The 10946-nt window shown below is 43.1% G+C and carries 10 protein-coding genes and 1 tRNA gene; 5 read left to right on the top strand and 6 right to left on the bottom strand.

Features of this window, described 5'->3' with window-relative positions:
* Nucleotides 1–30 precede the first annotated feature (30 nt).
* Together B151_RS0114880 and B151_RS0114875 are read left to right on the top strand one after the other, a co-directional pair.
* Nucleotides 31–309, top strand: a complete 279-nt coding sequence (locus tag B151_RS0114880; RefSeq protein WP_425402417.1) for an energy transducer TonB — start codon at nt 31–33, stop codon at nt 307–309.
* A gap of 246 nt (nt 310–555) precedes the next feature.
* Nucleotides 556–1239: an energy transducer TonB gene (locus B151_RS0114875; protein ID WP_020404443.1), complete on the top strand. Its 684-nt coding sequence runs from the start codon at nt 556–558 to the stop codon at nt 1237–1239.
* A 53-nt stretch (nt 1240–1292) separates the two neighbouring features.
* On the opposite strand, the gene B151_RS18935 is transcribed toward B151_RS0114875, so the two are convergent.
* Nucleotides 1293–1718 (bottom strand): NUDIX hydrolase, encoded by a 426-nt coding sequence (locus B151_RS18935; RefSeq protein WP_020404442.1) that lies wholly within the window; start codon nt 1716–1718, stop codon nt 1293–1295.
* Nucleotides 1711–2028, bottom strand: a complete 318-nt coding sequence (locus tag B151_RS0114865; RefSeq protein WP_020404441.1) for a DUF1844 domain-containing protein — start codon at nt 2026–2028, stop codon at nt 1711–1713. Before B151_RS0114865 ends, B151_RS18935 begins: the two co-directional genes overlap by 8 nt.
* A 119-nt stretch (nt 2029–2147) precedes the next feature.
* On the opposite strand from B151_RS0114865, the gene B151_RS0114860 reads away from it, so the two are divergent.
* Together B151_RS0114860 and serC are read left to right on the top strand one after the other, a co-directional pair.
* Nucleotides 2148–3359 carry a DUF1015 domain-containing protein gene (locus B151_RS0114860; RefSeq protein WP_020404440.1) on the top strand — a complete coding sequence of 404 codons (1212 nt, stop codon included), beginning with the start codon at nt 2148–2150 and terminating at the stop codon, nt 3357–3359.
* A 24-nt stretch (nt 3360–3383) separates the two neighbouring features.
* On the top strand, nt 3384–4463 hold the full coding sequence (serC, locus tag B151_RS0114855; RefSeq protein ID WP_020404439.1) for a 3-phosphoserine/phosphohydroxythreonine transaminase: 1080 nt from the start codon (nt 3384–3386) through the stop codon (nt 4461–4463).
* An 89-nt stretch (nt 4464–4552) separates the two neighbouring features.
* Here serC and B151_RS0114850 read toward each other — a convergent pair whose 3' ends face one another.
* Nucleotides 4553–5146, bottom strand: coding sequence for a rhomboid family intramembrane serine protease (locus B151_RS0114850; RefSeq protein ID WP_020404438.1), 594 nt, complete (start codon nt 5144–5146; stop codon nt 4553–4555).
* A gap of 90 nt (nt 5147–5236) precedes the next feature.
* On the opposite strand from B151_RS0114850, the gene B151_RS0114845 reads away from it, so the two are divergent.
* Nucleotides 5237–5309, top strand: a tRNA-Thr gene (locus B151_RS0114845).
* A gap of 63 nt (nt 5310–5372) precedes the next feature.
* Here the strand turns inward: B151_RS0114845 and B151_RS19725 are convergent.
* From B151_RS19725 to B151_RS19720, 3 genes are all read right to left on the bottom strand, one after another.
* Nucleotides 5373–7733, bottom strand: coding sequence for a tail fiber domain-containing protein (locus B151_RS19725; protein ID WP_020404437.1), 2361 nt, complete (start codon nt 7731–7733; stop codon nt 5373–5375).
* 16 nt (nt 7734–7749) lie between these two features.
* Nucleotides 7750–8262, bottom strand: a complete 513-nt coding sequence (locus B151_RS0114835; protein ID WP_071594714.1) for a T9SS type A sorting domain-containing protein — start codon at nt 8260–8262, stop codon at nt 7750–7752.
* 192 nt (nt 8263–8454) lie between these two features.
* Nucleotides 8455–10938 carry a tail fiber domain-containing protein gene (locus B151_RS19720; protein ID WP_020404435.1) on the bottom strand — a complete coding sequence of 828 codons (2484 nt, stop codon included), beginning with the start codon at nt 10936–10938 and terminating at the stop codon, nt 8455–8457.
* Nucleotides 10939–10946: the final 8 nt, after the last annotated feature.

Raw genomic sequence — 10946 nt, 5'->3', positions numbered from 1 at the left:
GAAGAAGATTTCATAGTTGTGGTAGAACAGATGCCTCAGCTGGAAGGCGGAATGGCTAAACTTCAGGGAAGTGTGAAATATCCTGAAATGGCACGCCGGGCCGGTATTGAAGGCCGCGTTACCGTTCAGTTTATTGTGAACGAACAAGGTAAAGTTGAGAATGCCCGNGTTGTACGAGGCATTGGCGGCGGTTGCGATGAGGAAGCATTGAAAGCTGTTCAAAAAGCAAACTTTACTCCGGGAATGCAACGTGGACGACCTGTTCGTGTTCAGTATGCACTGTCCATTAATTTCCGTCTGGAAAATTAGAAATTACAGTTTATCCTATTTTCTAAAGTTAGGGCCAATCGTCTTCACCTATTTTATGGATGAAATTCCCGACTCTCTCCGACAGTGTTTATTTGATTTAAAAAAAGGAAACATATTCCTTCTCAGGCAGTTGTTACTAATGCAGTGGTACCGGGCTAAATCAGCTAATGATTAAAGCCTAAATAACCAATCACTATGTATAAATTATTTGTTTAAACGATTTATCATATTGATTTGTTAACATTTATGAATTGGAATCAAGCAGCCAAAAAAATGAATAATGAGAGAAAAAAGCCTGACGTTGACTTAAAGCGTTCATATTCAATTTATCTGCAAGTAGGGTTGATTGTTGCCTTACTGGTAATGATAGCAGCAGTAAAAGTGAATATAGAAACCAAGCCCCCCACCGAGATCACCTTAGATGAGCAGGAAGTTGTAGAGATGGAGGAAGTCATTCAGACCGAACAAGTGGAAACGCCTCCCCCTCCACCACGCCCACCCGTTCCGGTAGAAGTACCTAATGATGAGATCATTGAAGATCAGAATATTGATTTGGATGCTGAGCTGGACATGGATGCTCCAATGGACATGCCTCCACCCCCTGATAATTCCGATGATGAGGAAGAAGACTTCTTTGTAGTTGTGGAACAAATGCCCAAGTTAAAGGGCGGTATGGCTGAACTGCAAAAAAATGTCACCTACCCCGAAATGGCACGTAATGCAGGAATTGAAGGCCGCGTTACGGTACAATTTATTGTTACCGAGGAAGGTAAAGTTGAAAATGCCAAGGTTGTAAGAGGTATTGGTGGCGGTGCTGATGAAGAGGCTCTAAAGGCTGTACAACAAGCCGAGTTTACTCCAGGAATGCAGAGAGGACGCCCGGTACGGGTTCAATATTCACTGTCCATCAATTTCCGCCTGGATAACTGACGCCCCACAACAAGATTTGTATAAGGCATGAACCATAATGGTCATGCCTTTTTTTATGGTTCAAATTTCCTAAGAATCTCCTTCAAGTTCTCGAAACCTGCCCTTTCCATTGCTTTCTGAAGTGTGAACCATTCTACTTTTTCGATTCCCTCTTCCTTCTGAGGTTTAAACGATTCAGGCTTGGTAAAGATCATTGAGTACCAATACGTGGTTTTTCCGTATCGGGTACCTCCTTGCTCATATTCATGATATGTGGTTCCGATTTCCCTTACAATTGAAGGCAAAGAGCTCCCAACCTCTTCCGCAATTTCTCTGGCTGCGCACATTGGAATAGTTTCGTTTGGTTCCAATTTACCTTTTGGCAAGTCCCAAACCCCATTCCTGAATATCATAAGGATCAAGGGTTCGCTTTGCTCCGGTGTATATCTAAAAACTATCCCTCCGGCAGCCGTCAACGGCTCAATTTGACCATCACTCATTCTTATCTGAAGTGTCAGCGTTTTTGGCCTTCTTAGATTCTTCGGCATAATTTAACCGCAAATTGGTAAGCGTTTGCTCCAAGTAACCATCAGCTTCTTTTGAAAGATTTCCTTTGGTAAATTTCTTGAGCATGCTCAGCGTATCGATAGCGTATTTTGCCGAAGACAGATCTTTTTCCATTTCCTGAGTAGCAGGATTCTGGATCTTACCCAAGCCCATCATTGCGATCTGCTGATGCTGTTGTACCAGCATCATAAATAACAGTTGTTCCTGCTGTTCTTCGTTTAAGTTTTCGCCATTCTTATTCATTTCTTCAGCTATTTTAATTCTATAGTTTTTGCCTGAAACTAACAGGTTTCAAATTTAATAAAGTTCAATTTTATGTACATTATCGCCCTTTAAGGATAACCAAAATTGCACACTTTTTTATGGCCATCGTAAAGCCTTTTAGAGCCTGGAGACCAAAACCTGAATTCGCAGCAGATGTAGTTAGCGTACCTTATGATGTGATAAACACCAGCGAGGCACGTGATCTTGCTAAGGGAAAACCGAACAGTTATCTGCATGTTATTCGTCCCGAGATCGATCTGCCCCCAAATATTTCTGTTTATGATGAAAAGGTGTACAAGAAGGGACATGAAAACCTGCAGCATTTTCTTAATTCTGATTTTATGCAGCAGGAAGACCAGGCAGCTTTATACATCTACAGGTTAGAAATGAAGGGCCGGTCTCAAACCGGTATTTTCGGTTGTGTAAGCGTGGATGATTACAACCATGACCGCATTGTAAAACACGAACTCACCAGACCTGATAAGGAAGATGACCGGACCAAGCATATTGTCACTCAAAAAGCGCATCCGGAACCGGTGATGTTAACTTTCCGGGATACGGAAAACATCGCATTTGCAATGGAAGATTGCATCAAATCAAATGAACCGATCTATGATCTAACAACTGAAGACGGGATCAAACATACTATCTGGAAAGTGGATAAAACCGAAAATTTCACCAGCGCCTTTAATGCCATTTCAAACCTGTACATCGCAGACGGACACCATCGTTGCGCAAGCGCTGCAAGAGCAGCGAAGGAATTTGCGGCTCAAGATCCAGAACATTCCGGAGAGGAAGGCTATAACTTTTTCCCTGCTGTGATCTTCCCAACCGAACAACTTCAGATTTTAGCCTATAACCGTATTGTCTTTTCCATACCTGATAACTTTTTGGAACAGCTTGGAAATACATTCACCATACAGAAAAAAGCTAAACCTGTCCCTGCAAAAAAAGGAATGGTTTCCTTATATCTAAATGACAACTGGTACGGTATTACACTAAAATCAACGCCGGAAAGCGACCCTGCTTCTCAGTTGGATGTCTCTCTTTTACAGACTCAGGTGCTTAAGCCAATACTGGGGATCAAGGATCAGCGCACCGACCCAAATATTGACTTTGTAGGCGGTATCAGGGGAACAGATGAATTAGAAAAACTGGTGGATAATGGTGAAGCAGCTTTAGGCATTAGCATGTACCCTACGAGCATTGAAGAACTACTTGATGTATCAGATGCCGGACAGCTTATGCCTCCGAAATCTACCTGGTTTGAACCTAAACTTCGTTCCGGCTTCCTCATTCATACTTTTTAATTACAAATCACTCATTCTTTCCACATGAAACGCGTTCACAACTTTAGCGCCGGCCCGGCTGCAATTCCCACCGAAGTTCTCGAAATTGTAAGAGATGAACTTTTGGACTATCGGGATACCGGGACTTCCATCATGGAAAAAAGTCATCGCGGTAAAGAGTATTCGGAAATAGATGTCCAAGCCAAGGAACGGCTCACACGAATTTTGGGCCTTCAAGATGACTTCCACATTATGTTTTTGCAGGGAGGGGCCAGTGCGCAATTCATGCAGGTACCCATGAACTTTCTGGATAAAGATCAAACTGCCGATTACATAAACACCGGAGTTTGGTCGAAGAAAGCGATCAAAGAAGCTAAGCTTTTTGGGAAGGTTCATGTTCCTTTCAGCAGCGAAGATGAACAATTTAGCCGCGTTTCCACTAAAGATGAACTTCAACTTTCTGATAACCCAAGATACGTTCACTTTACTTCCAATAATACTATTTATGGAACGCAATATCGGGTTGAACCGGATTCTAATGGAGCTCCGCTGATTTGTGACGCTTCCTCTGATTTTCTGTCCCGTGAAATTGACATAGACCGATACGGATTGATCTATGCCGGAGCACAAAAAAACCTGGGGCCATCAGGGGTAACCGTGGTCATCGTTCGAAAGAATTTTCTGCAAACGGCCACGAAAACGGATATCCCTACCATCCTGAATTATAAGACACATGCCGAGCGAATTTTCAATACTCCGCCAACTTTTGCGGTTTATATGGTGAATTTGGTTCTAAAATGGTTCGAAGAAAAAGGCGGGATTTCTTATTTCGAAAAACTCAATGATCAAAAAGCTGATCTGCTTTATAGCGCCATCGATTCTGATGATTTCTATCGAGGAACGGCTCAACCCAACTCCCGTTCTAAAATGAATGTCACTTTTCGACTTCCATCTGAAGAATTGGAAGCAAAGTTCCTTTCGAAGGCTGCTGAAAATGACCTCGTGGCTCTGAAAGGACACCGAAGCGTGGGGGGAATCCGAGCCAGTATTTACAATGCCTGTTCGCTGGAGTCAGTGAAAGCACTAACAGATTTCATGAAGCATTTTCGCGATAAGAATGGCTAAAACTTGGTTCAAGTTGTTAAGCCTGAAACTAATACCTGTGAAGAACACAAAGGTTCACGATGGATTCAGCAATAATCCATTACTTACGATTAAAGCAGTCCGAAGACCGTCAGAAAATGGTCGATGGTGTTGGGGACGAAGAGAATCAGGTATAAAAACCCCCAAACCGCGCCGGCGATATGTGCTTCGTGATTAACACGCCCCTTTCCTTTGCTGGCATAGATGCTGTATGCCAAAAAGAACACTCCGAAGATGATCGAAGGAATACCGATCGGGATGAACATGATGTAAATCGGTTCAAGTGGAAACAGCAGAATAAAACCAAATAAAACGGCTTCAACCGCACCGGAGGCTCCAACCGTGGCAAAATCAGGATTATCTTTATGCTGATAAACCGAGGGTAAACTAGATACGATCAGCCCTGAAAAATAGAGCAGCAATAAATGCAATTGCCCAATACTTTGCTCCAACACCGGCCCAAAAAAGAAGAGCACGAACATATTCAAGAACAAATGTCCGAAGCCGGCATGTACAAAACCGGAGCTGACCAACTCGTACCAGGTATTCTCACGAACTACCCGATACGGCATCAACAAAAATTTCTCGAAAAGTTGAGGGAAAACGTATAGAGCTGTCAGTGAAACAACCACGTTTGCGATGATCAGAGATAGGGTTACCGACATAAAGTAATTTTAATTTTTTGATAAGGTAAGATGATAACTCATGTGTTGCAGAATAATTGAAAAGAATCGTAACTTAATTTTCAATTTTGTGCCGAAGTAGCTCAGCTGGTAGAGCAACGCTCTCGTAAAGCGTAGGTCGTCGGTTCAAATCCGATCTTCGGCTCATAAAAAAAGCCCGGCACATAAGTTTTGTGCCGGGCCTTCATGTTTGAAGTGTACCCCAAAATTAATCTTTCTTCAGTTCCTGAAGGTCTTTTTGAAGCTCCTGTATGAGTTTTCTCTGATCTTTTAGTTGTTCTACTTCCTCCAAAAGCTGCTCAATTTCCTTCTGTTGTTCCTGCACCGCCTTCACCAATACCGGAACCAGCTCAGTGTAATTCAGTGTTTTATATTCCATGGTCTTGGTGACCTCTGTTTCGGAATGCATAGTTGGCCCGCTGCCCGTTGAAGTCACTTCCGAGTATGTGTGCACATTATTTTTTACGAGAGAAGGCAGCACTTCTTCCACTTCCTGAGCTATCAACCCATAGTGCAAGCCGGTAGAAAGCTTCAGCCCATTATACTCTCCATTTCCACGGAAATTGTAGGTGGTTGGATTGAGCTTCATGATGGTGCCCAAGCCGTTTTGTAGAGGTTGGATGTTTTCTTTGAGTCTGCGGTCAGAGGTTTGACCTGAGGAACCGGTGTAAGTAATATCTCCATTCACATGAAGGTTTCCATTTACATCGGCATCCCCATTTATTCCGTAGGCGTTAATTGAAAAGTTTGCGCCATCAGTACTTCTGAAATTAAGGTTACCAAACTCGTTAGTGCCATCATCAACCACATCCATCCAGATGAGATCTTCGTCCGGATTATTTCCCTTGAAGACCATAAATGGCCGTCCGGCTCCTTCTGTTGCATCTTCCCAGCTTTTGGCTCCGATTTCAACATTTAATGAGTTTTCATTCCCAAATAAGCTTAATGCTCCCCATTCTTGATCGACATCTTTATTAACAGCTAAATTTACGTGTTCATAAAACCAGCCATCATTATTTGGTTTATTCCCATACAATAAAAGTTGAGGAGTGTCGGCACTTTCCCAGTTCTTTCCTTCCATGATGATATTCGGGCTGTTGCTACCCCATAAATTCAGGCGACCTGCCCATCCATCCGGATTATTTCCATTTGGATCATTTTGAATATAAGCCGATAGCATATCTTGAGAACCATCAGGGCCTTTCAAGAAAAGATGTCCCCATGAATCACCGGATTCGTTATCAGAAACTTCAAGACCAGCTCTGAGATCATCTGTTTCCGGCTCTGTTTCTCCATATAAATGAATAAAGCCTTTTTTCTTATCAGGCTCATGGGAGTTTATTGCAGCTACGATATCCCCGTTGTCATTCCCGACTAAAACCTGATTTGACAGCTCATTACTACCTCCAATTCCATGCGAATTAATACTGAATTCGGAACCGTCCGTTCCTCTCAGGGTAATATTACCGACCTCGGTGCCATCTTCCCATTTTTGCACCTCCATCCAAATAAGATCAGGTTGTGTATTTTCCTCATCTTCATTCCCTCTGAAAACCATGAACGGTAGATTGGGATCTTCCCAGCTTTTGCCCCCCATTTGAATATTTTGACCGGTTCCATTTGGACTGTGTAAGACCAGCTTTCCTCCCCCGTCATCATTTGCCAACCATATCCCGGGCTGCTCATTTCCATCTTCCATCAATAAGGCGGGGTATCCTGCCCAAAACCCACTGAGTATTCCACCTTCATAGATGCCGGTATCAGAATAATCCAATAACTGATAAAATCCATTTCCACCAAGCGTTCCAAACCAGGCAGGTGGAGCATTTGTTTGAAGATCAGAATTTATAAAGTATAAATTATTCGAAGTCAGGTGAGACCTGAACCCTCCATCTTTATGACCGGTACTGAACTCCCCCGGTATTACATTACTATATCGCCCAAAAGTGTCCCTAAACATCATGGTACCACGGGAAGCTGTATCGCCCCGGTTTTCAACATAAACCTGAGCAAGTGTATCTCCATCAGCATTTCCTAAGCCTATGAATCCAAAATTATTATCGCCTTCCTGAGTTCCTATTGTTATGCTTAGGTTGCCATTATCTCCAGTAAGTGTAAGTGGAAGATCAACATCAGTGCTTGTACCGGAACCATTAACAACATCCTGCGCAAGTAGAGCATAGGGAACAGACAACAACCGCGTGGTTCCGAGCTCCTCGTATTCCTCTCCTCCGGCAGGATCTATTGCCAGCTTCACATAGTAATTATCAGCCGCCCAGTCGATGGCTCCAAAGTCGTCTTCGGATGTCCCTTCGCCAATCACCAGGTTAAATAAACCTGTGTTGTCGGTTTCAGGTGACTGAGTTTCTGTGTAAACAGCGGTCCCATCTTCTGCACCTTGCAAAATGCTTATTTGTACCCCTAATTGGGTATTTGCGATAAGTTCCCCGTCACTGTCCCGGGCTACCGCCTGAAAATTAAATCCTTGCGGAACCTGGGCCATGGCTACTTCGGCTGTAAGCAGTACAGCCAAAACTAAAAAAATAAATTTGGTAGTTAATTTGTACATCGTTTTTGTCCCCTTTTTATTTAATAAGAATCATTTTTTTGATTGATATGACATTTCCATTGGCAGTAAGCCGATACAAATACATCCCGCTTGCTAAAGAGGATGCATCAAACCGAACAGTATGCGAACCGGCCGGTTTTTGTTCGTGAATCAGTGTCGCCACTTTAGCCCCTATGGTATTGAATACTTCCAAGCGCACATCCGCCGTTTCAGGCAGATCGTAGCTGATATTAGTGGAAGGATTAAAGGGGTTTGGATAGTTTTGCTTTAACTTAAAAGTAAGCGGGATATCAGCCCCTTGGATTTCATTGGAGACGGCTGTAAGATCACTTCCGTTTGAAAAACCCGTTAGCAGACTAATATTTTCACTGCTAAAAGTACCCGAAATAGGTTCTCCACCTGTAAAACTAACGGTTATACTTGTCCCCGTTAAACTTCCCCCGGCAAAAGTTACCACCTGTTGGGCATATGCATTCACAAACAAGACACTAAATAGTACCAATAGAATGCTATTGCGTATTCTATTCATAGTCCTTTTGATTAGTTTCTGCACTCTAAACTATTCGAGCACATCGATTTAGCAGAACCTAATAAAGAGATGGGACTTATAAACCACCGAGCTATGTGGTTTTTGAGACTTTCTTATAACAAAACAGCCCTGCATTTCTACATACAGGGCTGTTTTAATTAATTCAAGATAGATATCTGAATTTCAGGTCATCTACTTTTTGGTGTTACTTGGTTGAACCTGCTGCTCAGTATGTACTCCAAGCATCTTTTCAATCTGGGCCAAACGCTGCTCAAGTTCTGACTTCTTGTCAACCTGTGCTGTAAGCACTTTGTTCTCTTTTTCTAAATCAGAGATCTTAGCATTCAGTTCTTTCACTGCTTCGATCAAGACTGCCGTCATCTGCGCATAGTTTACAGATTTCATCCCATCTTCATCGGTATGCACGAATTCAGGGAATACCTCTTCTACTTCCTGAGCGATTACCCCAATTTGTGGATCTTCACTCTGCACATCGGTTTTCCAGTTATAAGTAACACCTCGGAGGCGGTTGGTTTTATCAAGTGCATTTTCAATGGTCTTGATGTCTTTTTTGAGCCGCTCATCAGAAGACTGGCTTAGGGAACCCGAAATATTGATGTTACCGGAGTAACCGTCTAACAGAATAGTTTCCTGAGAAGTCTGTCCGACAATATTTGTTTTCATCAACGAGAGAGAAGCCCATTCATCAGTACCGTCTGTTGCCACACCAAGGTATGTATTGTTCAGATACCAGCCGTTACCATCTTCAACATTCCCAAAAAGCTGAAAGAATGGAAGATCGTTATTTTCCCAGGACTGCCCACCCATTTGGATATTTGGACTGTTGGTTCCATACATCATAACCTGGCTCGATTGGCCATTTGCGTCGTTCCCATTTGGATCTTCAGAAATGTTTATGGAAAAAAGATCTCCTTGTTGATTTTCTGCTCTGGTCAATGAGCTCATACTGAAAAAGGCCTTTCCTCCTTCCGCTGCATTCCCAATGCCAAAATTAAGAGGTGCATAAAAACTGCCGTTATAATAAATATCCATATAGAAGTTACCCGGACCCATGCCTGTAGCACGTTCTCCATTGGCATAATCGGCAGCGGCTAATTGCATACTTCCTTTATCATACCAGTTATAAATATTTTCATCAGCATCGTTACCATATTGAAGCCTTGTGCGAGAAAGATTTACAAAATTCCCATCCTGATCTGAATTGCGAATGAAACCGGGGTAAAAGCTGGTATTACGCTGAAATTCAGCTTCAGGAACAGTAGATAGGAATAAAGAATCAAGGGTAGATCCGTTTGCGCTTCCACCTTCTCCCATAGCTCCATTTATTGAACCGGTAACAGAGAGATCTCCATCTATAATAACATTTCCATTTAGTTCAGCAGCAGTTGGTGCATTCACAGTCATACCAATATTTGAACCGGTCTCACCATTCACATTTAAGATCATACCGGTATTATTTTCACCGCCTCCTACGTAAAGGTCTGCACCTACATTGTTTGGAGAAGCACCGTTTATAAATCCTCTCATTCCATAGTTCCCTTCAGTAGCAGCATTACTCATCTCATACTGAACACCTATGTTATTCAGGGAAGAATTACCTGATCCATTATCAAACATTAGCACCTGAAAGGCCATGTTATCTGTTTGGGAACTGTGAACTATAGATTGCACCCCTACATTTCTACCTGTAGCATTAGAGACGGCTTCTGCAGAAACGGCCCTGTTCTCTCTGCCACCTTCTGCGCCATATACATATCCACGGATACCAATATTTCCGTTGAGGTTATTCCGGGCAAATCCAACCAACCCAATATTGAAGCCTCCAACATTAAACTCACCGTCAATATTTTCATCACCAAGGGCAACCACTTCACCATCGCCGGAGCCTTGTCCAATACCAAATCCACCTATGTTTTCACGTCCTTGCGAATTAGCGGATCCATAGAGTCCATATCGACGTCCTCCGGTTCCTTCAGGACTGAAAGCAATACCATACACTCCCAAATGGGTTCCGGTTCCATCGCCAACAGCTTCACCGTACGTTCCAACCTGGAGATTGGTATTTGCGGACTCAGAAAAAGCCTTACCTTCTACGCCAACGTTGGTTCCTGTGGTAGCGGCACGTCCAATAATGGCTGTTTCGGATGCTCCTTCACCGGATATCTGAACCTGAAATGCCGTATCCCCATCTGCCGTATTCAGTTCGTAATTAGTAACAAGTTCTCCGGAACCGTTACCGCCGTTTACAACATCCTTAGCAAGTAGCGCATAAGGCACCGATAACAACCTGGTTGTTCCGAGTTCCTCATATTCTTCCCCGCCGGCGGGGTCTATTTCAAGCTTCACATAGTAATTGTCAGATGACCAATCGATAGCACTAAAATCGTCTTCTGATGTTCCTTCCCCGATCACGATCAGAAAGGAACCTACCGCAGAAGTAGTGGGTTTCTGGACTTCTGTGTACACAGCAGTACCATCTTCGGTACCCTGAAGCACCGTCACGCGTACCCCAAGTTCAGAATTTGAGATCAAGTCTCCATCAGCATTGCGGGCTACCGCCTGGAAATTGAATCCCTGCGGAACCTGCGCCATCACATCTGCGCCAAACAATAGGAACGCAGCCAAAAAGAGTAATTTTGTTGAAAATTGTTTCATAGTAATAG

The organism is Gracilimonas tropica DSM 19535 (genome assembly GCF_000375425.1).
GTDB lineage: Bacteria > Bacteroidota > Rhodothermia > Balneolales > Balneolaceae > Gracilimonas > Gracilimonas tropica.
This window is presented reverse-complemented; position numbering and strand designations above follow the sequence as displayed.

Coding starts and splice junctions, on each gene's coding strand:
- B151_RS0114875 (WP_020404443.1), top strand. CDS start 556: ATGAATTGGAATCAAGCAGCCAAAAAAATGAATAATGAGAGAAAAAAG.
- B151_RS18935 (WP_020404442.1), bottom strand. CDS start 1,718: ATGAGTGATGGTCAAATTGAGCCGTTGACGGCTGCCGGAGGGATAGTT.
- B151_RS0114865 (WP_020404441.1), bottom strand. CDS start 2,028: ATGAATAAGAATGGCGAAAACTTAAACGAAGAACAGCAGGAACAACTG.
- B151_RS0114860 (WP_020404440.1), top strand. CDS start 2,148: ATGGCCATCGTAAAGCCTTTTAGAGCCTGGAGACCAAAACCTGAATTC.
- serC (WP_020404439.1), top strand. CDS start 3,384: ATGAAACGCGTTCACAACTTTAGCGCCGGCCCGGCTGCAATTCCCACC.
- B151_RS0114850 (WP_020404438.1), bottom strand. CDS start 5,146: ATGTCGGTAACCCTATCTCTGATCATCGCAAACGTGGTTGTTTCACTG.
- B151_RS19725 (WP_020404437.1), bottom strand. CDS start 7,733: ATGTACAAATTAACTACCAAATTTATTTTTTTAGTTTTGGCTGTACTG.
- B151_RS0114835 (WP_071594714.1), bottom strand. CDS start 8,262: ATGAATAGAATACGCAATAGCATTCTATTGGTACTATTTAGTGTCTTG.
- B151_RS19720 (WP_020404435.1), bottom strand. CDS start 10,938: ATGAAACAATTTTCAACAAAATTACTCTTTTTGGCTGCGTTCCTATTG.